The 21,987-nt window shown below is 61.3% G+C and carries 24 protein-coding genes and 1 tRNA gene; 17 read left to right on the forward strand and 8 right to left on the reverse strand.

Going from position 1 to position 21,987, the window contains the following annotated elements; translation table 11 throughout:
- Positions 1 to 308 precede the first annotated feature (308 nt).
- A tRNA-Ser gene (locus tag VL202_RS06365) sits at positions 309 to 398 on the reverse strand.
- Between the two features lie 308 nt (positions 399 to 706).
- Between VL202_RS06365 and VL202_RS06370 the strand changes: the two genes are divergently transcribed.
- From VL202_RS06370 to VL202_RS06385, 4 genes are all read left to right on the forward strand, one after another.
- Complete coding sequence (locus tag VL202_RS06370; protein ID WP_056332189.1) at positions 707 to 886, forward strand: hypothetical protein; 180 nt, start codon at positions 707 to 709, stop codon at positions 884 to 886.
- 249 nt (positions 887 to 1,135) lie between these two features.
- On the forward strand, positions 1,136 to 1,492 hold the full coding sequence (locus tag VL202_RS06375; protein WP_056332191.1) for a PilZ domain-containing protein: 357 nt from the start codon (positions 1,136 to 1,138) through the stop codon (positions 1,490 to 1,492).
- A gap of 185 nt (positions 1,493 to 1,677) precedes the next feature.
- Positions 1,678 to 2,046, forward strand: a complete 369-nt coding sequence (locus VL202_RS06380; protein ID WP_056332192.1) for a hypothetical protein — start codon at positions 1,678 to 1,680, stop codon at positions 2,044 to 2,046.
- Between the two features lie 120 nt (positions 2,047 to 2,166).
- Entirely contained in the window at positions 2,167 to 3,291 is a 1,125-nt protein-coding gene (locus VL202_RS06385; protein ID WP_325463302.1) for a pyridoxal phosphate-dependent aminotransferase, read from the forward strand.
- A gap of 88 nt (positions 3,292 to 3,379) precedes the next feature.
- Here VL202_RS06385 and VL202_RS06390 read toward each other — a convergent pair whose 3' ends face one another.
- Positions 3,380 to 3,646 (reverse strand): SEL1-like repeat protein, encoded by a 267-nt coding sequence (locus tag VL202_RS06390; protein WP_037107012.1) that lies wholly within the window; start codon positions 3,644 to 3,646, stop codon positions 3,380 to 3,382.
- Positions 3,647 to 4,187: 541 nt separating this feature from the next.
- Here VL202_RS06390 and VL202_RS06395 point away from each other — a divergent pair.
- From VL202_RS06395 to VL202_RS06415, 5 genes are all read left to right on the forward strand, one after another.
- Positions 4,188 to 4,529, forward strand: coding sequence for a DUF2147 domain-containing protein (locus VL202_RS06395; protein WP_325463303.1), 342 nt, complete (start codon positions 4,188 to 4,190; stop codon positions 4,527 to 4,529).
- A gap of 484 nt (positions 4,530 to 5,013) precedes the next feature.
- Complete coding sequence (locus tag VL202_RS06400; RefSeq protein WP_156392574.1) at positions 5,014 to 5,184, forward strand: hypothetical protein; 171 nt, start codon at positions 5,014 to 5,016, stop codon at positions 5,182 to 5,184.
- Between the two features lie 10 nt (positions 5,185 to 5,194).
- Positions 5,195 to 5,368 carry a hypothetical protein gene (locus tag VL202_RS06405; protein WP_200952153.1) on the forward strand — a complete coding sequence of 58 codons (174 nt, stop codon included), beginning with the start codon at positions 5,195 to 5,197 and terminating at the stop codon, positions 5,366 to 5,368.
- Between the two features lie 91 nt (positions 5,369 to 5,459).
- Positions 5,460 to 5,780: a YnfA family protein gene (locus VL202_RS06410; RefSeq protein ID WP_325463376.1), complete on the forward strand. Its 321-nt coding sequence runs from the start codon at positions 5,460 to 5,462 to the stop codon at positions 5,778 to 5,780.
- A 75-nt stretch (positions 5,781 to 5,855) separates the two neighbouring features.
- Complete coding sequence (locus tag VL202_RS06415) at positions 5,856 to 7,358, forward strand: AMP nucleosidase (RefSeq protein ID WP_325463304.1); 1,503 nt, start codon at positions 5,856 to 5,858, stop codon at positions 7,356 to 7,358.
- Between the two features lie 3 nt (positions 7,359 to 7,361).
- Here VL202_RS06415 and VL202_RS06420 read toward each other — a convergent pair whose 3' ends face one another.
- Positions 7,362 to 8,318 carry a lysylphosphatidylglycerol synthase domain-containing protein gene (locus VL202_RS06420; RefSeq protein ID WP_325463305.1) on the reverse strand — a complete coding sequence of 319 codons (957 nt, stop codon included), beginning with the start codon at positions 8,316 to 8,318 and terminating at the stop codon, positions 7,362 to 7,364.
- A gap of 93 nt (positions 8,319 to 8,411) precedes the next feature.
- Here VL202_RS06420 and VL202_RS06425 point away from each other — a divergent pair, with 93 nt between their 5' ends.
- Positions 8,412 to 9,431, forward strand: a complete 1,020-nt coding sequence (locus tag VL202_RS06425) for a glycosyltransferase family 2 protein (RefSeq protein WP_325463306.1) — start codon at positions 8,412 to 8,414, stop codon at positions 9,429 to 9,431.
- Here the strand turns inward: VL202_RS06425 and VL202_RS06430 are convergent, their stop codons facing one another.
- Positions 9,432 to 10,355: a diacylglycerol kinase family protein gene (locus tag VL202_RS06430; protein ID WP_325463377.1), complete on the reverse strand. Its 924-nt coding sequence runs from the start codon at positions 10,353 to 10,355 to the stop codon at positions 9,432 to 9,434.
- Positions 10,356 to 10,593: 238 nt separating this feature from the next.
- On the opposite strand from VL202_RS06430, the gene VL202_RS06435 reads away from it, so the two are divergent.
- Positions 10,594 to 12,096 carry a glycosyltransferase family 39 protein gene (locus tag VL202_RS06435; RefSeq protein WP_325463307.1) on the forward strand — a complete coding sequence of 501 codons (1,503 nt, stop codon included), beginning with the start codon at positions 10,594 to 10,596 and terminating at the stop codon, positions 12,094 to 12,096.
- A 12-nt stretch (positions 12,097 to 12,108) separates the two neighbouring features.
- On the opposite strand, the gene VL202_RS06440 is transcribed toward VL202_RS06435, so the two are convergent.
- Complete coding sequence (locus tag VL202_RS06440) at positions 12,109 to 12,582, reverse strand: Lrp/AsnC family transcriptional regulator (RefSeq protein ID WP_056332206.1); 474 nt, start codon at positions 12,580 to 12,582, stop codon at positions 12,109 to 12,111.
- Between the two features lie 136 nt (positions 12,583 to 12,718).
- On the opposite strand from VL202_RS06440, the gene VL202_RS06445 reads away from it, so the two are divergent.
- Complete coding sequence (locus VL202_RS06445; RefSeq protein WP_325463308.1) at positions 12,719 to 13,624, forward strand: DMT family transporter; 906 nt, start codon at positions 12,719 to 12,721, stop codon at positions 13,622 to 13,624.
- A gap of 15 nt (positions 13,625 to 13,639) precedes the next feature.
- On the opposite strand, the gene VL202_RS06450 is transcribed toward VL202_RS06445, so the two are convergent.
- Positions 13,640 to 14,257, reverse strand: coding sequence for a L,D-transpeptidase (locus tag VL202_RS06450; RefSeq protein WP_325463309.1), 618 nt, complete (start codon positions 14,255 to 14,257; stop codon positions 13,640 to 13,642).
- Positions 14,258 to 14,359: 102 nt separating this feature from the next.
- Positions 14,360 to 16,024, reverse strand: a complete 1,665-nt coding sequence (locus VL202_RS06455; RefSeq protein WP_325463310.1) for an electron transfer flavoprotein-ubiquinone oxidoreductase — start codon at positions 16,022 to 16,024, stop codon at positions 14,360 to 14,362.
- 409 nt (positions 16,025 to 16,433) lie between these two features.
- On the opposite strand from VL202_RS06455, the gene VL202_RS06460 reads away from it, so the two are divergent.
- From VL202_RS06460 to VL202_RS06480, 5 genes are all read left to right on the forward strand, one after another.
- Positions 16,434 to 17,732, forward strand: a complete 1,299-nt coding sequence (locus tag VL202_RS06460; RefSeq protein WP_325463311.1) for an Hsp70 family protein — start codon at positions 16,434 to 16,436, stop codon at positions 17,730 to 17,732.
- Positions 17,733 to 17,810: 78 nt separating this feature from the next.
- Positions 17,811 to 18,707, forward strand: a complete 897-nt coding sequence (locus VL202_RS06465; RefSeq protein ID WP_325463312.1) for a uracil-DNA glycosylase — start codon at positions 17,811 to 17,813, stop codon at positions 18,705 to 18,707.
- A 152-nt stretch (positions 18,708 to 18,859) separates the two neighbouring features.
- Positions 18,860 to 19,036 (forward strand): hypothetical protein, encoded by a 177-nt coding sequence (locus VL202_RS06470; protein ID WP_112405756.1) that lies wholly within the window; start codon positions 18,860 to 18,862, stop codon positions 19,034 to 19,036.
- 63 nt (positions 19,037 to 19,099) lie between these two features.
- Positions 19,100 to 19,246, forward strand: a complete 147-nt coding sequence (locus VL202_RS06475) for a hypothetical protein (RefSeq protein ID WP_325463313.1) — start codon at positions 19,100 to 19,102, stop codon at positions 19,244 to 19,246.
- A 215-nt stretch (positions 19,247 to 19,461) separates the two neighbouring features.
- Complete coding sequence (locus VL202_RS06480; protein ID WP_325463314.1) at positions 19,462 to 20,742, forward strand: MFS transporter; 1,281 nt, start codon at positions 19,462 to 19,464, stop codon at positions 20,740 to 20,742.
- A 10-nt stretch (positions 20,743 to 20,752) separates the two neighbouring features.
- Here VL202_RS06480 and VL202_RS06485 read toward each other — a convergent pair whose 3' ends face one another.
- Entirely contained in the window at positions 20,753 to 21,691 is a 939-nt protein-coding gene (locus VL202_RS06485) for a DMT family transporter (protein ID WP_325463315.1), read from the reverse strand.
- Between the last annotated feature and the right edge of the window lie 296 nt (positions 21,692 to 21,987).

The following is a 21,987-nucleotide window of genomic DNA, read 5'->3' on the forward strand; positions in this document are numbered from 1 at the left end:
GTCACGCCCTACACATGCATTGAAATACCCATGTGCGAGGCGGTGTTGAATTGCGGTTGCGGAAAGGGAGGTTCACCGTCGTAGTGATCGACGTTCCATCCGACGTCGCGCCGATTTACCGGTCATCGTCAGCAAACAGGACGACCAAGTCCGTAAACCGATCTGCATCGCCGTATCCATGTATCCGCGCTCCGGCCAATTCTGGCGGATTTAAATGTGGCGCCGACACGAACCCGACAGGCTCCGCCTAAAGCAAAGAACAGCTTGAGATGCCGCGCAGCAAAGGAAGAATGGAAAAACAAGGAAGATGGCGGAGAAGATGGGATTCGAACCCACGATACCCTTCCGGGTATACTCCCTTAGCAGGGGAGCGCCTTCGACCACTCGGCCACCTCTCCGTTAGCGCCTGACTAAGGTCAGCGGCCCTTCATTGCAAGGGGTTTTTGCGCCTTGCGGCGACAAACTTGGTTTTTCGCGGTGGATGAGAAGACGGCCGACCATATAATGCCGGCTGCGCGGCAGCGCCTGCCACCATCCTTTATCAATGAGCCCTCTCACGCGCTTCCTGCCATGCGTCGGCGCGACACCTTCAGGCACATCGCTGCTCCTTTATTGCCAGTTGCCCGTCGTCGGCGTCCGGGCTAGGTCTTGCCAAGACAGCGCCCGCGATAAACGGTCGGGCAGCCAAACCGATCTGGAGCCCTACATGAACAAAGACAGCAAACCCGAAACGAACGTCGTGGTCGAAAAGCTCCGCAATGGCCGGTGGGCCTTCGTCATCCGGCGCGGCAGCGTCGTCTATCCCGCTTCCGGCCAGTTTACGAGCCAATTGCAGGCGCATGTCGCCGGACAGATGGCCTTGAAGGCGCTGCAGAAGCGGAGTTGACGACGGCGCCGCCTTCTTGCGCCATACATAAGGAAGGCGAGCTGTGAGCGACGACCGCGGTCTTTATCCTTGCTGCGGCCGTCAGGTCCTTTCATCGCCGGTTGATGGCATTGCCGGTTGCGACGTCAAACACGTCATCGACAGGCGGCAAGCCAAGGACAAGGATCGACGCCATATCGGGCGGCATGATAAACTCGCTTGCCGCCGCATTGCCGCAACCCTACGAAGACAAGCCACCGGAGCCCCTCCATGTCGATGCTGATGCATGTTGCTGATGCAAAGCCTGGTCAACCGACCACTCTCTACAAGCATTTCTATATCGAACGCCCCTGCCGCATTCTCGTTGTCGGCCAGCACCTGAAGACGAAGAAGAAATATCGCGCCTTGCTGCGCCACATCTCCATCGGCGGGGCGATGCTGGATTTCAGTGCCAATATCCTGCTGCCGCACCACTTCTTCCTGGAGATCGAAGGGTTTCGCGAGGAAATCGGCTCATCGCTGGTCCACCGGCGCGGCACCGAGCTTGGCCTGCGCTTCAACATGCCGCTGGAAACCGGCTTCGTCAGCCGGCTGATCAGGATGGACTTCGCCAGCGGCGCGATCTGACCGGCCGGGGTCCGGCAGTCGCCAGCCGCGCTTGCGCACTCCCCTAAATGTTTAGGAAATGTCTTTAACGGATTGCAATATCCGCATGCAATCGTGCCCCCTGCCTGAAGCCTCCAGGGAAGAGAGGCCAAAGGCGGCATTCGCCTGGGTTTATCTGTCCGGTATTCGGCAGCGGAGGTGGGTCAATGGAGAATTCGACGATGTATTCCGTCGTCCGCTCGAAGCTCTACGAGGAGCGCTTCGAGTGTTTCAGCATCGGCCAGGCGGGCACGCTGATGGCGGTGCGCCCGGCGCTCGGCGGCGTTTCGACCCGCATCTGCAAGATGCTGGAGATTTCGCGGGGCGGAGCGTGTTTCTCCGTCAATACGACGATCGGCCTGCCACAGCATTATTATCTCACCATCATCGGCACGAAACGACGGATCGGCTGTGCCGAAATCAACCGCCGCGACAATCGTCTCCATGTGCATTTCATCAAGCCGATCGACGAGGAATTCCTGCACGAGATCGTGCGGCACGAATTCTTCACCGGAAGCGCACCGAAAAAACACTGACGGCCAGCGCGCTCAATGACCTTGGATGATCGCAAAACCGCGACGGTTCCGGTTTCCATGGCGATCAAATATCGCTAGTCTCGCGACGATTTCATCCAACATCAGGCTCGATCAGCAGCAATGTCCGCATTTTCCCGCTTTACCCCCCTCGTCGCATCGCTTCCCTCAACCATTCCCTTTGTCGGCCCGGAGGCGATCGAACGCCAGCGCGGCCGCGCGATCACGGCCCGGATCGGCGCCAATGAAAGCGGCTTCGGGCCGGCACCGGCGGTGCTTGCGTCCATCGGTGCTGCGGCAGCCGGTATATGGCAATATAACGACCCGGAAAATTTCGAGCTGAAGCAGGCGCTGGCGCGCCATCTCGGCACCACGCCGGCCAATCTTGCCATTGGCGAGGGTATTGACGGACTGCTTGGCCAGATCGTGCGGCTGGTGATCGAGCCGGGCCTGCCCGTCGTCACCTCGCTTGGCGGCTATCCGACCTTCAATTTCCACGTCGCCGGCCATGGCGGCAGGCTGGTGACCGTGCCCTATGCCGACGACCGCGAGGATCTCGCCGGCCTGCTGGCGGCGGTCCGGCGCGAGGATGCGCCGCTCGTCTATCTCGCCAATCCCGACAATCCGATGGGAAGCTGGTGGGATGCCGAAAAGGTGGTGGAGTTTGCCCGCGCCCTGCCGGAAACCTGCCTGCTCGTGCTCGACGAAGCCTATGGCGAGACCGCGCCGGCCGGCACCATTCCGTCGATCTCGTCGCTGATCGACATGCCGAACGTGGTGCGAACCCGGACCTTCTCCAAGGCCTACGGCCTGGCGGGCGCCCGCGTCGGCTATGTCATCGGCACGCCGGAAACGGCGCAGGCCTTCGATAAGATCCGCAATCATTTCGGCATGAACAGGCTCGGCACGGCGGCGGCGCTCACCGCGCTGTCGGAGAAAGATTATCTGGCCGATGTCCTGGAAAAGATCGCCGCCTCGCGTCTGCGGATTGCCGGCATTGCCGAAGCCTGCGGCTTGAAGCCCCTGCCCTCGGCCACCAATTTCGTGACGGTCGATTGCGGCCGCGATGCCATCTTCGCGCGCGGGATCGTCGATCGGCTGATGGAGGATCACGGCATCTTCATCCGCATGCCGGGCGTGGCGCCCCTCAACCGATGCATCCGCATCAGCACCGGCCCTGAAGCCGATATGGCGCTTCTGGAAGAAGCCTTGCCAGAGGTCGTCAAGGCAGTAGGCAGTAGGCAGTAGGCAGTAGGGCTGTTCCGGCTGCCCGCTCTTGTCTACCGATTATTGCCTATTTCCTACCGCCTATTGGCTACTGCCTACTTCCTCCCCTTCAATGCATCGTCATCCATTCGCGGGCGGCGCGCAGGGCCGTGGCGAGGTCGGTCTTGTTCATCGTCATCGCCAGATCCGCACGCAGCGCTGCGGCGCGGTCGGAACCCTTGATCGCGGCGATGTTGAGCCATTTATGGGCTGCGACCAGATCCACGTCGCAACCACGCCCGGTTGCATACATCAATCCCATTTCGCAAAAGACGTCCGCGCGGTTTTCGCCACCCATCGTGGCATCCGAAGCATTCTGAATGTCAAAGCGTGCCATTTTCTATGTCCCTGTTTGCCTGGTTGGTTACGTCCGTAGTCCCTGTTTTTCCGCCTTTTCAGGCTCCTTCGCGGCCGGCCGTCTTTTGCGGCTTTCGGTCCTCGAAGTTTTTTCGGCCGGGTGATTTCCCCTGCTCGTCTTATGGATTTGACTATGCGCCATTGGTTTCAATACACGCTTAAAATGCATGATTAATTTGAGACGAACAAAGTTCAAACGATTGGTAAACTTGGCTTTTCGTTAAACATCGCACCACCTTCAAAGCCTGGCTTTCGCGGCAATATTTACGGAAAATTCAGGTCCCGATTTCAACCAATCGCTAACCACGTGAAAGGTTGGCCGGTTGGGACGACGGTTGATCCGTTTGTTCCGGGACCGCGGAAGCCGGCGATTTTTCAGAGCAAAGGCTCCCGGCCGTATTTACGTTTACGTCTGCGTAAGCTAGCTTTTCCACATTGAGCGGCGAGGAGGCCGCTCAAGAAGCATTTTTCGGCCGGACACCATGCCCGCCGACAATCCGACAACAACAAGGGAGGACTATATGATCCGTACATTCGTCGTTGCAGCAGCCTTGACGCTGGGAACAGCCGCGTCCGGTTTCTGCGCCGAGCCGATCGTCGGCAACTGGAAGACCGCGAGCGGGGAAACCGCCGCCATCAGTTCCTGCGGCGGCAGCTATTGCATTACCCTGAAAACGGGTAAGCATGCCGGCAAGCGCATCGGCAATCTTTCCGGCGGCGGCGACAGCTATTCCGGCGAAATTACCGACCCGGCAAACGACAGGACCTATAGCGGGTCCGCCTCGATCCAGGGCAGCGCGCTGAAAATGCGCGGCTGCGTCCTCAAGGTCCTGTGCAAATCGCAGACCTGGACGCGCATGTAATTTGCGCGCGGCTCCGGCGGTTTGTGGCCGGAGCCGCTTCTCCGTCATCGAAAGGCATGGTTGAGCAGGTCTTCCAGGCTTCCTTGTCGCGTGACAGCGTTGCAGGCTAAAGAAATCATCGAACTCCCGGCCATCGTCGAAAGAGGTGGTTGCTCCCGGTGGCATAGCGGGCGATCCCGCATTCAATCCTTCCAGCGCATAACTGCGGGATAATCGGCTTGGCCGACCAGCGGCCACCCAGTTCTTCAGCATCAGCCATCTTCCAGCGAATAGGCCTTGTCCACCGGTTCGAACGGCGCGGCCGTCGTCCATTTCCCGAAAATTACCCGGAAACCAAAAAGCCCCCTGCCCCATTGCAGGTGGAAACCCCGCGAAGATGAACGGGAGATGAACCGAGGTCTCAGCCACAATTCAGTTTGGCTGTGCGAAAACTCCGTCATCGAGTTGAACCCCGATCGACACACCCGACCAAACGGACAAAGCCATGGACATTCTCGCCCGCCGCCTCACCATCATCAGCATGCTCATGGTCGTCTTTGCACTCATGCTTGCAGCCGCCGTCAGCGCCGATACCCAGCGTCGCCGCAACTTCGCCGGGTCGCTTGCCGACTGCACCGCCCACACCGCCCAGTTCTGCGAACAGGCCAAGCTCTAAGGAAACCGCGATGTCGTCCCTCAACCGCTCACTCAGGACTGCTCTGCGCATGCTGACGCTCGCGGCCATTCTGATGGCGCCGATGGGGGCAATTGCCTACAGCAAGGCATCTGGCCTCGGTATCGGCAAGCAGGGCGCCGGTCTCGTCCTGTTCGTCACCCTGCAACGCCAGGCGATGATCTGAGGCAAGATCTTCCAGCTCTTCCGATCTCCGGCACTTGCGCATTTCGATCCGCTCCCTTCCTATGCCTCGTCTTCGGAAGGAAACCATGCCGATCTCCGCGTTTGCCATCTATGCTCTTGCAGCGCTTGCCGAAATCGCCGGCTGCTTTGCCTTCTGGGGCTGGCTGAAGCTGGAAAAGCCGATCTGGTGGCTCTTGCCGGGCATGGCAAGCCTCGCCCTTTTTGCCTGGCTGCTCACATTCATCGATACGGCTGCGGCCGGCCGCGCCTATGCTGCCTATGGCGGCATCTACATCGCCGCTTCGCTCACCTGGCTCTGGCTGGTAGAAGGCGTCCGTCCAGACCGCTGGGATGTGACCGGCGTGACACTAGCCCTTGCCGGCACGATCATCATTCTCGCCGGGCCGCGCTGAAGCCGGCACCGCAAGCGAACCTGTGCATTCTCATCTTGTCGTTTGCTTGTAAAAAACGGCAATCTATAATGCCGCATGAACACACGAATCTCCTCTCTTTCCGCCCTCTCCATCGCCACGCCGGAACCTTTCGAACCGCAGACGTTCGATGACGCGGCAGCGGCGGTCGAGGCTCTGATTGCGCTCTATGAACGCAATACCAAATTCCTCTCCGACGCCTTCACCGAACTGGGACGGACCGGAACGCCGGTCTCGCGGTTTCGTGCCTGCTATCCGCAGGTCAGCATCGAGACCAGCAGCTTCAGCCATGTCGATTCGCGCCTCTCCTATGGCTATGTCAGTGGACCGGGCGTTTATACCACGACGGTCACCCGGCCGACGCTCTTCCGGCATTATCTGCGCGAACAGTTGGGACTGCTGATCCGCAGCCATGGCGTCGGCGTCACCGTGTCTGAATCGGCCACGCCGATCCCGCTGCATTTCGCCTTCGAGGAAGGCGCCCATGTCGAGGCGTCGCTTGCGGAAAATATCGATATTCCGCTGCGCGACCTGTTCGACACGCCGGACCTGACCACCACCGACGACGAGATCGCCAACGGCGCCTATGAGCCCGGTCCGGGCGAGCCCTCGCCGCTTGCACCGTTCACCGCACAGCGGATCGATTATTCGTTGGCCCGTCTCAGCCATTACACGGCGACGAACGCCAACCATTTCCAGAACTTCGTGCTGTTTACCAATTATCAGTTCTATATCGACGAGTTCTGCGCCTGGGCCCGCCAGCAGATGGCCGAAGGCGGCAATGGCTACGCCTCCTTCATCGAGCCGGGAAACATCGAGACGCTGGCCGGATCCGACAAGCCGGAATCGGACCTGACATTGGCCCGCCTGCCGCAGATGCCGGCCTATCACCTGAAGAAGAAGGGCCATGGCGGCATTACCGCCGTCAATATCGGTGTCGGTCCTTCCAATGCCAAGACGATCACCGACCATATCGCCGTGCTCCGGCCACATGCCTGGCTGATGCTCGGTCATTGCGCCGGCCTGCGCAACAGCCAAAGGCTGGGAGACTATGTGCTTGCCCATGCCTATGTGCGCGAGGACCATGTGCTTGACGACGACCTGCCGGTCTGGGTACCGATCCCCGCACTGGCCGAGGTTCAGGTGGCCTTGCAGGATGCGGTGGCCGAAGTCACCGGTTACGAGGGCTACGACCTGAAGCGGATCATGCGAACCGGAACGGTTGCCACTATCGACAATCGCAATTGGGAACTGCGCGACCAGCGCGGCCCGGTCAAGCGCCTGTCGCAATCACGCGCCATTGCGCTCGACATGGAATCGGCCACCGTCGCGGCCAACGGTTTCCGGTTCCGCGTGCCCTATGGCACGCTGCTCTGTGTATCGGACAAACCGCTGCATGGGGAATTGAAACTGCCGGGCATGGCGACGGCCTTCTACAAGACCCAGGTCAGCCAGCATCTGCAGATCGGCATCCTGGCATTGCAGAAGCTGGCCGCTATGCCGCCGGAAAAGCTGCATTCGCGCAAGCTGCGCAGTTTCTTCGAAACCTCGTTCCAGTAGGGATTAACGCCGGGGCGAAAGAAGCATGGACAGGATCGTGCCGGCGACGGCCGAGACGACGACCAACAGATGGGCGTTGACGCTGGCTGTTGCGAGCAGGTCGAGGCTATTGCCGCCCCTCGCCGCGCCGAAGGACAGCGCGCCGGCGGTGATGCCCGCCGGATAGGTTCCGACGCCGGCAGGTGCATGGACGGGGAGTACCGACGACAATTCGCCGCCGAGCGCGCCGCCGAAACAGGCGGCAAGCGGCGCGACGCCCATGACCGCAAGCACCCATGCCAGGACCGCGACCTTCGTCGACCAGTTGACCAGCGTCATCAGCCAGGCCCGGAGGAAGGCCGGCGAAGTGGCCGGCAGTCCCGCCTCCGCTTCGGCAAGCAGCCGGCCGAATTTTTCCGGCAGCCGCCGGCGCAGCGGAGCAAGAATGCCGCCCTTCAAGAGAAAAAACGCCAGCGGCGATAGAAGAAACAGCGTCCAGAGCAGCCAGGCGAAAACGGCATCGTCGCGGCCGATGACGAGCCCGATCCCGGCCGCCGCAAACAGCGCATGCAGGTCGAGCAGCCGCATCAGCAGCAATGCCGAGGTGCTGCGCGTCAGCGGAATAGCGAATTCGGAGCGCATGAGAATGGGAAAGCTGGTCTCCCCGGCGCGGAACGGCAGCATGATATTGAGGAGATTGTGAACCTGGGTGACGCGCAGGAGCGGCAGGAAGCGGCCGCGGGTTTCCCCCGGGAAATAATCATAAATCCGGTAGCAGCGAATGAAATAGGTGGAAACCAGGAGCGCCAGCGCCATCAATACCGGTGCAAGACCGATTTCGGCCCATTGCCGGAAAAGAACCGGCCAGCCCCAGGCCCATTGCACGAAGGCCGCATAGGCGCCCACCGTGGCAAGCGAGACGATGCCCATCCGGTTGCGCGCAAGCCACGAACCCCGGCTGGCCTCCCTTTCTACATTCATATATTTGCTACTTTCCCGTCCGGTGCTAAGGGATCACGGCTGGTTATCACGATAAGCCGGACGAGAGAACTGCGGCGTTGAGAGGCTTTGATATTGGACCCTATCCTGGAAGAAAAACTGGCGGAAGCCGCAAGTGCCGCCCCGATCGAGCTGTCCCTTGTCGTGCCGATCTATAACGAGGAAGACAGTGTCGGGCCGCTGGTCGCGCGCATCCGCGCCGCGATGGCGGTTTTCGAACGTCCCTGGGAACTGATTCTGGTTGATGACGGCAGCACCGACGCCACGCTCGCCAACGCGCGCAAGGCGCTTTCGCAGGGCGGGCAGCGGCTGAAGATCGTCGAGCTGCAGCGCAATTTCGGCCAGACGGCGGCCATGCAGGCAGGCATCGATGCCGCCGTCGGCCGGCTGATCGCGACGCTGGACGGCGACCTGCAAAATGATCCGGGCGATATCCCGGCCATGGTCAAGGCCATAGAGGAACGCGAACTCGATCTTCTCGTCGGCTGGCGCAAGAACCGGCAGGACGGGCTTTTCCTGCGCAAGATCCCATCCTGGTGCGCCAACTACCTGATCGGCAAGATCACGGGCGTCAAGCTGCACGACTACGGCTGCAGCCTGAAGATCTACCAGGCGTCAATCATCAAGCAGGTCAAGCTGATGGGCGAGATGCACCGCTTCATTCCGGCCTGGGTGGCCGGCGTCGTGCCGAGCAGCCGGATCGGCGAAATGCCGGTGACGCACCATGCTCGCCAGCACGGAACGTCGAAATACGGCATTTCGCGGACCTTCCGGGTCATCCTCGACCTGCTGTCCGTGCTGTTCTTCATGCGCTACAAGGCGCGGCCGGGCCATTTCTTCGGCTCGATCGGACTTGCGGCCGGTGCCATCAGCGCCCTCATCCTCGTCTATCTGTTCGTCGACAAGTTCCTGTTCGGCAATGATATCGGCACGAGACCGATGCTGATCGTCGGCGTCATGCTGTTCCTCTCCTCGGTCCAGCTGATCACCACCGGCATCCTGGCCGAGATGATGGCGCGGATCTATTCGGGCGAGAACGAAACGCCACCCTATATCGTGCGCCAGGTCTTTGACGGGAACGACATATCGGCGTGATCAGCCCTGCGGCACGGCCAATTGCTCCCGCCTGCCGACCAGCAGTTTCAACTCGCCGGGGTGAATGCGCAACGCGACATCGCTGCCAAGCGGCGTCAGTTCGCCGTCGATGACGCAATTGCTGCGGCCACGGCTGTGGGGGAAATGCAGGTCCACGGCCTCGCCGCTCATCTCGGTGATGGCCGTGCTGTCACGGAATTTTCCCCTGACGATATCGAAAGCGAGCTTGGCGACCCCGAGCGGCTTCAGGGGCTGTGCCGTATAGAAGCCAAGGTGCCCGCCAGTGAGGTCGTCGGCATACATCATCGTGTCGCGACCGAAATGGTTGTTCGACACCGAAAGCGCCGAAATCCTGCGGCGCTCCTCCACTCCGTCGATCGTGATGTCGACATCAAATTCCGGCGGGTTGAAGATGACGCCGATGGCAGCCCGCGTGCTCGCCGAGATTTTTCCGAGGCGCGAGGCGAAGCTGTAGGATTCCCGGTAGCGGATCATCCGCGCATGCAGGCCGGAAGAAAACTGATGCACGAAGGCCCGGCCGTTGGCGCTGCCGATATCGGCCTCGATGACCTCGCCCTCGGCAAGCACGTCGAGCACCTTCCAGATATCGAGCGGCAGTTTCAGCGTGCGGGCAAACAGGTTCATCGTTCCGGCAGGAACGACGCCGAGGGGCATGCCGTGTTTCCAGGCGACGGCGGCGGCGGCCGAGATGGTTCCATCCCCGCCGCCCGCCAGCATCGCATCGAGATCGTCGCGGCCGGCCGCCTTCTCGAGCGTTGCAGCCATCTCCTTGCCGGAAACGACGGCAATCTCGATATCATGGCCGGCGGACCGAAAAACTTCCTCCACCTTGCGGCCATAGGCCTCCATGTCCGTGGTGCGGAATGTTCCGCCGTCGCGATTGAAAATGGCCTTGATCTTCATCATCGTCCTTCGGCTGCACCCTGCAGACAGACTTCATATGGGATGAAGATGTCAAATATTCAGGCCCGGCAGTGACGATCCTGACGATTTCGGCGAACACCACTGCCTCTGTTGCCAGCGCGCCGCCTTATGATAGAACCGCGCCATCTCCACAGGAAGGCCTTGCCAGTATGAAAATGAGGAAAGTCGCGATGGACGCCTGCGCGCATTTTTGCACCGATGGCGATGAGGCGAAGGCATGAATTTCCTTGCCGAAAAGCTCGAGGCGCGGGCGCTCGCTTTCATCCTCCTGATCGGGGTCTATTTCGTCGTCAATCTCCTCACCCGCCTGTCCCTGCCGAACGCGCTGGAGATAGACGAAGCGGCGCAAATCCTGATGAGCCAATGGTATGCTCTAGGCTATGACAGCCAGCCGCCCTTCTACAACTGGGTGCAGCATCTTGTCATCGACGGTATCGGGCAATCGCTGTTTGCGCTCAGCCTGGTCAAGAACCTCTTCCTGTTCCTGAGCTATGTCCTCTATTACCTGGCCGCCCGGCAATTGCTGGCGAGCCGGAGCCTTGCAGCGGCGGCGGCGCTGGGGCTCCTGACCATCCCGGAAATCGGCTGGCTGGCGCAGCGCGATCTCACCCATTCCAATGCCTCGCTCCTCGCCGCCTGCCTGTTTCTCTACGGCCTGTCGCGCACCCTGCAACGGCCCTCAATGGCAAGCTATCTGGTGATCGGCATCGGCATCGGCATCGGGCTGATGTCGAAGTATAATTTCTCGATCCTGTGCTTCTGCGCCTGTCTCGCCGTCGTCATCGACCCGCTCTATCGTCAGCGGATTTTTGATCGGCGCATCCTGATTACCGCGACCGTCGCACTGGTAATCATCCTGCCGCATGGTCTATGGCTCGCGCAGAATTTCGACATCGCCTTCCAGGACACGGCCGCCAAGCTGGCGGCGGATGCGCAGAAAGGCACGTCTTCCCAGATCGGAGCCGGCCTTGCCGAGCTTGTCGTCACCATCGCCAGCTACTGCGCCTTGACGCTCGTCGTTTATGCCGCGGTTCTGGACGGGCCGCTCCGGTCCCTGCCACGCGCCGGAAACAGCAAGACGCGGCTGATCGAGACCATGTTCGCCGTCCTCGTCGTGCTTCTTTTATGCATGGTGCTGTTTGCCGGAACGGCGCAACTGAAAGTCCGCTGGGTGTCGCCGGTGCTGTTCATATTGCCGCTCTACCTCTGCCTGAAGATCGAGGCGGCTGGCATCGATGGTCGCCGTTTTCTCAGGCGCCTATTGCCGGTCATTCTTGTGCTGATGGTTCTGATACCCGCTTCCCTGGTGGTGCGGATCGTCGCGGCCGGCCCGATGGGCACCCATCCGAAACTGACCGTGCCCTACCAGGGCTTCGTCGAGGAGATCGTCAGGAAGCCGGAAATCGACCCGGCCCTGGTGATTGCTGGGGATGCCCTGATGGCCGGCAATCTGCGCATGCAGATGCCCGGCATTGCCGTGGACACGCAGTCCTATCCGCTCCATAGCCCGGCCTTTTCCTGGTCAGCGCAAAACCCGATCCTCATGGTCTGGCGAGCGAACGAGGAGACAGGGCCCATACCGCCAGGACTTCTCAGCCGGCTTGAGCAACGCATCGGCAGTGTTCCGCCCTTGGAGCCGCAGGTGATCGTCCTGCCCTATCTCTATGGCGATGACGGAGACGGTATCCGCTTCAACTATGCCTGGGTTCGCAAGCCATAGCGCCGGCTTGCGTCAGTTCGGCTCCGGCAGCTTCAGAGCCCCGCCTGTCTTGATCGTCCGGATAGCGAAATTCGAGCGAATGTCGGCGACGCCCGGCAGCGCCAAGAGCTTTTCGGTCAGAAGCGTTTCGTAAGCGGCAAGATCGGCCACGACCACTTCAGCCAGGAAATCGGCGCCGCCGGAAATCAGGAAGCAGGACGTGACTTCCGGGATGGACAGCAGCGCCTCCTGTTGCAGGAGGGCGTTATCGCGACTGTGGTGACCGACCTTAATCTCGACGAACACGGTCAGTCCGAGACCGACCTGCTTGCGATCGATATCGGCGCGATAGCCACGTAGGATGCCGGATTTTTCCAGGTTGCGGATTCGCCTGAGGCATGGCGAGGGTGAGAGGTTTACCCGCTCTGCGATCTCCACATTCGTGGCGCGCGCATCCTCCTGCAGGATGCGCAGGATCGCGATATCGAATTTATCCAGATTTGGCATATTCTTACTTCCTAGACGGAAATTGGGACGGATAATTGCTCGCATCATAAAAATGGAGGCATGAATAGCAAGGACATGCCTTGCCTACCGGGACTATCTTTTTGTCGGAGAGTGACCCACCCGGAAGGACAGGACCATGAACACATCCGCTTTTGCCCGTTCCAGCCATCCATCGGCCGCCGTCGGCTATATCGGCGGCACCGTAACCGTCCTTATCTGGGCGGGCTGGGTCCTTGCGACCCGCCACAGCGCCGCGACGCCGCTCGGGACGATCGATATCGGTCTCATTCGCTACGGCGTTCCGGTGCTGGCGTTGTCGCCGGTCTGGTGGCGGGTCGGCTTGCTGCCGAAGGGCGTTCCGCTGCACCTACTCGCCCTGATGGTCGCCGGCTCAGGGGCCTTGTTTTTCCAACTTACCACCTTTGCCATCCATGCGACGCCGGCCGCCTCGGCCGGTATCCTGCTCGGCGGCTCCATGCCGCTTGCGGCGGCAGTGATCGGCGTGACGGTCTTCAGGGAACGGCTGGATATGAGCCGCTGGATCGGCCTTGCCGCCATCCTCGCGGGCGCCGGCATCCTTCTGGCCGGCAGCCTTTCAAACCGTGGAATCCCCTGGACGAGCTTCCTCCTGCTGCCGCTATCGGCGCTCCTCTGGGCAAGCTATACGCATGCCTTCAAGCGCTCCGGCCTCACCGCCGTCGAGGCCGGAGCGGTGATCGCGCTCTGGTCGTTCCTCATCCATATCGGTCTGGCCTTGGTCTACGGCACAGCACTTGGCCTTGCCTCCGCCGGAGAGATTGCCCTGCAGGTGATGAGCCAGGGCATTCTGTCCGGGCTGATGGCCGTGCTTGCCTATGGCATCGCCGTGCGAGCATTGGGCGGTACGCAAGCGGCCGCGTTCACCGCGATCACGCCGGTTCTGGTGACGCTCGGAGGCGGGTTGTTGCTTGGCGAGACGGTCGGCCTGGTGGAAATCAGCGCCGCTGCCCTCACCGGGATCGGCGTCGCCCTGTCGACGGGGCTGTTTTCAAAACGACGCTGAGCCGAGCCTTGCCCTCTACGCCTGCAGCACGACGACGCGGCTGCCGGGCGTGACGCGCTCGTAGAGATCGATGACATCGTGATTGAGCATGCGGACGCATCCGCTCGACATGGCAAGACCAATCGACTGCGGCTGGTTGGTGCCGTGGATACGGAACATGGTGTCGTTGCCGCCGCGGTAGAGATAGATGGCGCGGGCGCCAAGCGGATTGTTGAGCCCGCCGGGCACGCCGCCGGCATATTTGCGGTTCTTGGCCGGATCGCGGCGCATCATGTTATCCGTAGGCGTCCAGGTCGGCCATTCCGCCTTGCGGCCGATATAGGCCGTGCCGGCCAGCGCATAGCCGTTGCGCCCGACGCCGATGCCGTAGCGCATGGCGCGGCCGTCGCCCAGAATATAATAGAGCCGCCGCGCCGGCGTATCGACGACGATCGTGCCGGTCTCGTATTGCCCGGGATAGGCCACTTCCTGGCGCCGAAGTTCCGGCTTGATCTTTTCCAGCGGCATGGCCGGCAGCGGAAATTTCTCCGCGGGCAGCGAGGCGTAATTGGCCGCATGGTTGGGACCATTGGTGGCGCAACCGGCCAGAAGGGCGGAGATGCCAAGAAGCAGGCCACGGCGGGAGAGCGACATATGTAGGGTTCCTTAATATCGGCTGATACAACCGAAATTAAGGAAAACATGGTTAACGGCTGGTTAAGCGCCGGAAACGAATGGTAAAAATCGCTTCCTCACTCACATGTTGGGATAGACCGGCCCCTCGCCGCCCTGGGGCGGCACCCAATTGATGTTCTGGTTGGGATCCTTGATGTCGCAGGTCTTGCAGTGGACGCAGTTCTGGGCGTTGATGACGTAGACCTCCTCGCCGTCCTTCTCCACCCATTCATAGACGCCGGCCGGACAGTAGCGGGTCGAGGGGCCGGCATAGACATCGTGCTCGGATGCCTTCTGCAGGGCCATGTCCCTGACCTGGAGATGGACCGGCTGGTCTTCCTCGTGGTTGGTATTGGACAGGAACACTGATGAGAGGCGGTCGAAGGTGAGCACGCCGTCGGGCTTGGGATAGTCGATCTTCTTGTGCATCGAGGCCGGTTCGAGGCTCTGCGCGTCCGTCTTGCCGTGTTTCAGCGTGCCGAAGAAGGAAAAGCCGAACAGCGTATTCGTCCACATGTCGAGGCCGCCGAGGCCAACGCCAAGCGCTGTGCCGAACTTCGACCAGAGCGGCTTGACGTTGCGCACCCGCTTCAGGTCCTTGCCGATCGCGGTGCCGCGCCATTCGTTTTCGATCTCGACCACTTCATCATGACCACGGCCGGCGGCCAGCGCCTCGGCGATCCGGTCCGCCGCCAGCATGCCCGAAAGCACGGCATTGTGGCTGCCCTTGATGCGCGGCACGTTGACGAAGCCGGCCGAGCAGCCGATCAGCGCGCCGCCCGGGAAGGAAAGCTTCGGCACAGACTGATAGCCGCCCTCGGTGATGGCGCGGGCGCCGTAGGAAATGCGCTTGCCACCCTCGAACGTGCCGCGGATCGCCGGATGCGTCTTGAAACGCTGGAATTCCTCGAACGGATAGAGATAGGGATTCTTGTAGTTGAGGTGCACGACGAAGCCGACGGCGACCAGATTGTCCTCGAGATGATAGAGGAACGAGCCGCCACCGGTCTTCATGCCGAGCGGCCAGCCGAAGGAATGCTGGACGAGACCCCGTTTGTGGTTTTCCGGCTTGACCTGCCAGAGTTCCTTGATGCCGATGCCGAATTTCTGGGGCTCGCGATCCTTCTGGAGATCGAATTTCGCGATCAGCTGCTTGGCGATCGAGCCGCGCACGCCTTCACCGATCAGCGTGTACTTGCCGAGCAGTTCCATGCCACGGGCGAAGTTCGGGCCGGGTTCGCCGGTCTTCTCGATGCCCATGTCGCCGGTGGCGACGCCGATCACCGCGCCTTCGTCGTTATAGAGCACTTCCGTTGCGGCAAAGCCGGGATAGATCTCGACGCCCAGCGCTTCGGCCTTTTCGGCCAGCCAGCGACAGACCAGCCCGAGCGAGACGATGTAATTGCCGTGATTGTTCATCAATGGCGGCATGGCGAAGTTCGGCAGGCGGATCGAGCCGGCGGGGCCGAGCAGCAGGAACTGGTCGTCCGTCACTTCTGTCTTGAACGGATGCCCCTCCTCCTCGCGCCAGCCGGGCAGCAGCCGGTCGATACCGATCGGATCGACGACGGCGCCGGACAGGATATGCGCACCGACCTCGGCACCCTTTTCCAGAACGACGATCGACAGCTCCGGATTAACCTGTTTCAGCCGGATCGCCGCCGACAGACCGGCCGGCCCGGCACCGACGATCACAACGTCGAATTCCATGCTCTCGCGCTCGGGAAGCTCTTGTCCGTCGCTCATCTCATCGTCTCCAGTCACACCCGGCAGTTCCGCGCGGTTTAGTTCCCAATTCCTGCCTTCCGTCATGGCAAATGCGGCCGGACTTGTCGAGCCAGTCTGCGACGGCAGCCAACCGCATTTGCGCATGACATGATGCCGAAGGATACAAATATATGACGTGAACGTAAACGTGATATTTTCCACGGCGATTTGGATCGTGTCGCCACAAAACCGTTGGTCGCCGCCTCGACAGGCAAACCTGCCTTGCTTTTGCCGTCTGCCCATGCGAGGAGGCGCCCTTCAAAAAATGCGTTGTTGCAGTCGCGGTCCTACGTGACTGCCAAATTCCCGCCTTGAGAAGCGATGCAGAGGTTCCGCGACACCGTGGATGCCTTGACGCGCCATTGCGGGACCAAAGACGGAGATATCCATGGCCAAGGCACTCGGCTTCGATTTCGGCACGACCAACTCGGTTCTGGCCGCATCGCACGGCGACACCACGCAATCGATGAATTTCACCAGTGCGGCCGGAACGACCGATTCGATGCGCACGGCGCTGTCCTTCATGAAGCATGCGCAACTGGGAGCGGCGGCCGTGAAGATCGAGGCCGGTCAGGCGGCGATCCAGCAGTTCATCGACAATCCCGGCGAGGCGCGCTTCCTGCAATCGATCAAGACCTTTGCTGCGAGCCCCCTCTTCCAGGGCACGCTGATCTTTGCCCGGCGCAACAGCTTCGAGGACCTGATGCGGTCGTTCCTCACCCGGCTCGCGGATTATGCCGGCGATGGCTGGCAACGGGATTACAAGCGCATCGTCGTCGGCCGGCCCGTCCGCTTTGCCGGCACCAGCCCGGACGAAAACCTGGCGCTGGAACGTTACGAGCGGGCGCTGTCGTCCTTCGACTTTCCCGAGATTCATTATGTTTACGAGCCGGTCGCGGCCGCCTTTTATTTCGCCCAGAACCTGAAGAAGGATGCGACGGTGCTGGTCGCCGATTTTGGCGGCGGCACCACCGACTATTCGATCATCCGCTTCGAAAGCCATGCCGGCAAGCTGACGGCGGTTCCCGTCGGCCATTCCGGCGTCGGCGTCGCCGGCGATCATTTCGATTTCCGCATCATCGACACGGTGGTTTCGCCGCTGATCGGCAAGGGCAGCCAGTTCAAGAGCTTCGACAAGCTGCTCGACGTGCCCTCCAGCTATTACGCCAATTTCGGCCGCTGGAACCAGTTGTCGATCTTCAAGACGCTGAAGGATTTCACTGACCTGAAGCAACTCGTCCGCTCGGCCGTCGAGCCGGAAAAGCTCGAAGCCTTCGTTGACCTGGTCGATCACGACGAAGGCTATCCGCTCTATCAGGCGATTTCTGCCGCCAAGATGCGGCTATCGCAGGCGGAGGAGACGGAATTCTACTTCGCGCCGCTGGGCGAGAAAAGCCGGCAGACGGTGCGGCGCAGCGATTTCGAAAGCTGGATCGCACCGGATCTCGCCCGCATCGAAGAGGCGCTGGACGAAGTGCTGGTCACGACGAACACATTGCCCGGAGGCATAGACAAGGTATTCCTCACCGGCGGCACATCCTTCGTGCCGGCCATCCGCCGCATCTTCGAAAACCGCTTTGCCGCCGACCGCATCGAAAGCGGCGGCGAACTCCTGTCAATCGCCCACGGACTGGCGCTGATCGGCGAGCGTGACGATATCGAGCGCTGGACGGCGATGGCCGCCTGAAAGGCCGAACGACTGGCACCGGGGGATGAAGGCAGTTTCCTCTTCCCCGGCCGCCCGGCCTTCTGTAGAAGGTGAGGCATGATCTCCACCGACAGGATGAGCCCGGCCGAACTTGCCGCCCTTCTGCATTTCCATGCGGAAGCGGGCGTCGAATGGCTGCTGGAAGATGATCCCGTCGATCGCTTCGCCGAATTCGAGCAGGCCAAAGCCGCACGCGGCCCCGCCCCCTTTGCAGCGACGCAAGCCGCGCAAAGAGGGCAGAGCTTCGAGCGCAACGATGCGCCGCAAGCGCCGGCTGCCCGTGAAAACGGCAATCGCACAGCCGCCAAGGCACCAGCGCCGACCGCCACGACCCCGCAGGTCGCCATTCCCCACGAACAGGCGATTGCAGAGGCGCGCTTCGCCGCCGAATCGGCTCGCTCGCTTTCGGAACTGAAGAGCGCGATGGAAGCCTTTTCCGGCTGCAACCTCAAGAACAGCGCGCGCAACATGGTCTTTGCCGATGGCAATGCAGCGGCTGGCATCATGGTGATCGGCCCGGTACCGAACGGAGACGACGACCGCGACGGCATTCCTTTTTCCGGCAAGCCGGGCCAGATGCTGGAACGCATGCTGGCGGCGATCGGGCTCGACCGGACATCCGCGCTGCTCACCAATGTCATTCCCTGGCGGCCGCCGGGAAACAGACCGCCGTCGGTGCGCGAGACCGATATCTGCCGACCCTTCATCGAGCGACAGATCGCGCTTGCCGAGCCTCGCCACCTGCTCGTTCTCGGCAATTTTGCATGCCGCTTCTTTTTCGGCGGCAACGACACGATCCATCACATGCGCGGCGAATGGCGTGACGTCACTTTCGGCCGCACGACCATCCCTGCCATAGCCACGCTGCACCCGCAGGACCTGATGTCGGCTCCCGGCAGCAAACGCCTTGCCTGGCAGGATCTGCTCAGGTTTCGCGCCCGGATTCGTGGTTAAGAGCTCGTTTCCAAAGGCCTGTCCGATTTGTGAACGAACCATGAAGAAAGCCATGCGGATTGCGCATACCAGCAACGCGCGGCTGTCCGTTGCGGAATTGATGTTGCGGTGCAATATAAAACCACGGGAGGAATGGAATAAGGAATTGAACCATGACGACCCGTTTTCGCCCCCTGCATTCAAGTTTTGAGACGCTCCGCCACGCCGGCTCGGCCCTGCGCACGCCTTTCAACAGCTTCGGCTCGGCTGCGAACGAACAGATGACGGCGGCAGGCTATGGCCACAAGACGCGTCCGAACCAGATTTTCGCGGAATTCATCCAGCGCTAGGCTGATAGGAACCACGCGCAGAGATGCGCGCCGTCGCTTCGACGTCTTAAAAGGAATCCGATCATGTCAGCATCCATTCGCTCGCTGCGGTTCCTCATTGCCGATATCGGCACCGCCGTGCGCGCTTCGCGGGAATATACCCGCTTGAGCCGGGAATGCCCGGCGGCGACTGCCGAGCGGACTGTGGCCAGCGGGTTCCTGCCGAGATAAATACTTTCTATCGTTCATTCAGCCTTTGCGCCAAAGCCTGTCGCAATCGACAGCGTCAGGGAAGTTGGATAGAGCGACACTCGTTTCCTGATTCCAGGAGCGGTACGCTCGGCAATTCCGTTTCCGATCGCGCTATCCGCTCCAAACTCGTTCTCGTGCAGAGCCCGCGGCTTGATTGCCATCGCGTGCCGGGTGCGATTCTTACCGGAGCGTTCATGCTGGCCAGCCTCAGATCCGTGTTCAGCCTGATGCTGTCGACAGTGCTGATGATGGTGGGCTTCGGACTGGCGAGTTATGTCCTGCCGGTGCGGTCGGTGGCAGAGGGATGGTCGACGCTGGTCATCTCGTGGATCGCCACCGGCTACACGCTGGGCTTCACGATCTCCTGCATCATCACACCGAAATTCGTGGCTCGCGTCGGCCATGTCCGGGTCTTCGCCGCGCTGATCACCCTGCTCAGCATCGCCATCCTGATGTGTGGGCTGGTGGTCGACTGGCGGGCCTGGATCTTCTTCCGCGCCATTTCGGGCTTTGCGATCGCGGGCAGCTATCTCGTCATCGAAAGCTGGCTGAACGAGAGGGTGACCAATGAAAACCGCGGCATGCTGTTTTCGCTCTACCTGATCACCACCATGCTCGGCACGATCGGCGGCCAGTATCTGGTGCCGCTCGGTGATCCCACCAATTCGTCGCTGTTCATCCTCTGCGGCGTGCTGTTTTCCCTCGCGCTACTGCCGACGGCGCTTTCCTCCTCCGCCATGCCGGCACCGCCCGCCCAGGCCAAGTTCGATGTGCCGGGGCTTTACCGCCGCTCCCCGGTCGCGGTCATCGGCGCGTTTCTGGCCGGGGCCATGGCTGGCGCCTGGCTCAACCTCGGCGGCGTGTTCACGCAGAAGATCGGCCTGTCGACGGCAGAAGGTGCCACGCTTCTGGCGGCATTGCTGGCGGGAAGTGCGGTTTCCCAGATTCCGATCGGCCGCACATCCGACAGGATGGACCGGCGCATCGTCATGGTCGGTTGCGGCATTGTCGGCGTGATCTCGTGCCTTGCCATGGTGGCCTTTGTCGGTTCAGGCCCGCTGGCGCTCTACCTCATCTCCGCCTTTGTCGGCTCGGTCCTCTTCCCGATCTATGCGCTGAACGTCGCCCATGCCAACGACCTTGCCCGGCCGAACGAATATGTCGAGGTCTCCTCCGGCATGATGATCACCTACGGCGTGGGCACGATTTCCGGGCCGCTGATGGTTGGGCCCGTCATGGACCGCTTCGGCCCGGCCTCGCTCTTCCTGGTGCTGGCGATCTATTTTGCATTCTACGCCGCCTATGCGGCCTGGCGCATCGCCCAGCGCAGCCAGCATGACGGCCTCGTCGCCAAGACGGATTTTCAGGCGAACACCGTGCCCACACCGGGAACCGAGGCGGTCAACGCCATGAACCAGGCGGTGCGGCCGAGCGAACTGATCGACGACGACACGGCCCCTCCGCGGACATCCTGAATATTCAGCGCTATCCCTGCGGCGTGACGTGCTTACGGGCGCCCTTGCGCTCGAGGCCAAGCTGGTGCTCACGGAAAATGATGAAGATGCCGGCCGCCACGACGATCGCCGTGCCGATCAGCATGACGCCGGTCGGCACCTCGTCGAACAGGAAATAGCCGATCAGCAGGCCGAGGATGATCGACGTATATTCGAACGGCGCAATGGTCGACATGTCGGCATAGCGGTAGCTCTGGGTCAGCAGGATCTGCGCGACGCCACCGCAAAAGCCCGCCGCCATCAGTAGAAAAAAGGAATTCCACGGCAGCGGGTCCCAGCCGAAGGGCAGCGTCAGCAGCGAGAAGCAGGAGGCTGACAGGGAGAAATAGAGCACGATCGTGTGGGTGCGCTCTTTCGCGATTAGCTTGCGCACCAGCACCATCGCGACGGCGCCGAGCGCTGCCGACAGGAGCACGGCCAACGCGCCCAGTGCCTCGCCCGAGCCGAAACCGCCTTCACGCAGCAGGGTCAGACGCGGCCAGGTGATGATCGTCACGCCGACAAGCCCGATCAGAACCGCCGACCAGCGATAGACCCGCACCGTTTCCTTGAGAAAGAAGGCCGCGAAGACGACGGCGAGCAGCGGCATCGCATAGCCGATCGCGATCGCTTCCGGCAGCGGCAGATGCACCAATCCGTAGAAACCGAAGCTCATCGCCAGGATGCCGATGAAGCCGCGGGCGAGGTGACCGAGAATATCCCTGGTGTGGAATGCCGTGCGCAAGTGCCCCTTGAAGGCAAGGTAGCCGAGAATCGGCACCATGGCGAAGGCGGAGCGATAGAAGGTGATCTGCCCGGTGGCGATCTCCGTTCCCGCCGCCTTGATCAGGGTCGACATGCAGACGAAAACGAGTACGGAAATGACCTTGAGCGTGATGCCCTTCATCGGGTGGGGAAATTCGGCATCCATGCAATCGGGCTCGTCAGACAGGCCGCAGCGGGCCGAAAGTCTTTGCGAAACGACGGGCTGCGGGAGAGGCGACAGAGAATCCATCGCTGGAACACAAACACTCTAGCGCGCCTCGGCTGCACGAGGGATCAATTTTCGTGATGCGAGCCGGAAATATTTGATGCACGTTCATCGATACCATCGCCTGCTCTTATCGATACACTCGACCGTGTTCGCGCAAGCACCGGTAATTTCTTTGAAAATTTGCGTCGCTTGTGCCAAAAATGCACAACCGGTTTAAATATTGTTAGGGCGAA

This window comes from Pararhizobium sp. (genome assembly GCF_035497515.1).
GTDB lineage: Bacteria > Pseudomonadota > Alphaproteobacteria > Rhizobiales > Rhizobiaceae > Pararhizobium.

Excerpts from the sequence above, each read along its gene's own strand:
- VL202_RS06370 (WP_056332189.1), top strand. The coding sequence starts at position 707 with ATGAACAAAGACAGCAAACCCGAAACGAACGTCGTGGTCGAAAAGCTC.
- VL202_RS06375 (WP_056332191.1), top strand. The coding sequence starts at position 1,136 with ATGTCGATGCTGATGCATGTTGCTGATGCAAAGCCTGGTCAACCGACC.
- VL202_RS06380 (WP_056332192.1), top strand. The coding sequence starts at position 1,678 with ATGGAGAATTCGACGATGTATTCCGTCGTCCGCTCGAAGCTCTACGAG.
- VL202_RS06385 (WP_325463302.1), top strand. The coding sequence starts at position 2,167 with ATGTCCGCATTTTCCCGCTTTACCCCCCTCGTCGCATCGCTTCCCTCA.
- VL202_RS06390 (WP_037107012.1), bottom strand. The coding sequence starts at position 3,646 with ATGGCACGCTTTGACATTCAGAATGCTTCGGATGCCACGATGGGTGGC.
- VL202_RS06395 (WP_325463303.1), top strand. The coding sequence starts at position 4,188 with ATGATCCGTACATTCGTCGTTGCAGCAGCCTTGACGCTGGGAACAGCC.
- VL202_RS06400 (WP_156392574.1), top strand. The coding sequence starts at position 5,014 with ATGGACATTCTCGCCCGCCGCCTCACCATCATCAGCATGCTCATGGTC.
- VL202_RS06405 (WP_200952153.1), top strand. The coding sequence starts at position 5,195 with ATGTCGTCCCTCAACCGCTCACTCAGGACTGCTCTGCGCATGCTGACG.
- VL202_RS06415 (WP_325463304.1), top strand. The coding sequence starts at position 5,856 with ATGAACACACGAATCTCCTCTCTTTCCGCCCTCTCCATCGCCACGCCG.
- VL202_RS06420 (WP_325463305.1), bottom strand. The coding sequence starts at position 8,318 with ATGAATGTAGAAAGGGAGGCCAGCCGGGGTTCGTGGCTTGCGCGCAAC.
- VL202_RS06430 (WP_325463377.1), bottom strand. The coding sequence starts at position 10,355 with ATGAAGATCAAGGCCATTTTCAATCGCGACGGCGGAACATTCCGCACC.
- VL202_RS06435 (WP_325463307.1), top strand. The coding sequence starts at position 10,594 with ATGAATTTCCTTGCCGAAAAGCTCGAGGCGCGGGCGCTCGCTTTCATC.
- VL202_RS06440 (WP_056332206.1), bottom strand. The coding sequence starts at position 12,582 with ATGCCAAATCTGGATAAATTCGATATCGCGATCCTGCGCATCCTGCAG.
- VL202_RS06445 (WP_325463308.1), top strand. The coding sequence starts at position 12,719 with ATGAACACATCCGCTTTTGCCCGTTCCAGCCATCCATCGGCCGCCGTC.
- VL202_RS06450 (WP_325463309.1), bottom strand. The coding sequence starts at position 14,257 with ATGTCGCTCTCCCGCCGTGGCCTGCTTCTTGGCATCTCCGCCCTTCTG.
- VL202_RS06455 (WP_325463310.1), bottom strand. The coding sequence starts at position 16,024 with ATGAGCGACGGACAAGAGCTTCCCGAGCGCGAGAGCATGGAATTCGAC.
- VL202_RS06460 (WP_325463311.1), top strand. The coding sequence starts at position 16,434 with ATGGCCAAGGCACTCGGCTTCGATTTCGGCACGACCAACTCGGTTCTG.
- VL202_RS06465 (WP_325463312.1), top strand. The coding sequence starts at position 17,811 with ATGATCTCCACCGACAGGATGAGCCCGGCCGAACTTGCCGCCCTTCTG.
- VL202_RS06470 (WP_112405756.1), top strand. The coding sequence starts at position 18,860 with ATGACGACCCGTTTTCGCCCCCTGCATTCAAGTTTTGAGACGCTCCGC.
- VL202_RS06475 (WP_325463313.1), top strand. The coding sequence starts at position 19,100 with ATGTCAGCATCCATTCGCTCGCTGCGGTTCCTCATTGCCGATATCGGC.
- VL202_RS06480 (WP_325463314.1), top strand. The coding sequence starts at position 19,462 with ATGCTGGCCAGCCTCAGATCCGTGTTCAGCCTGATGCTGTCGACAGTG.
- VL202_RS06485 (WP_325463315.1), bottom strand. The coding sequence starts at position 21,691 with ATGGATGCCGAATTTCCCCACCCGATGAAGGGCATCACGCTCAAGGTC.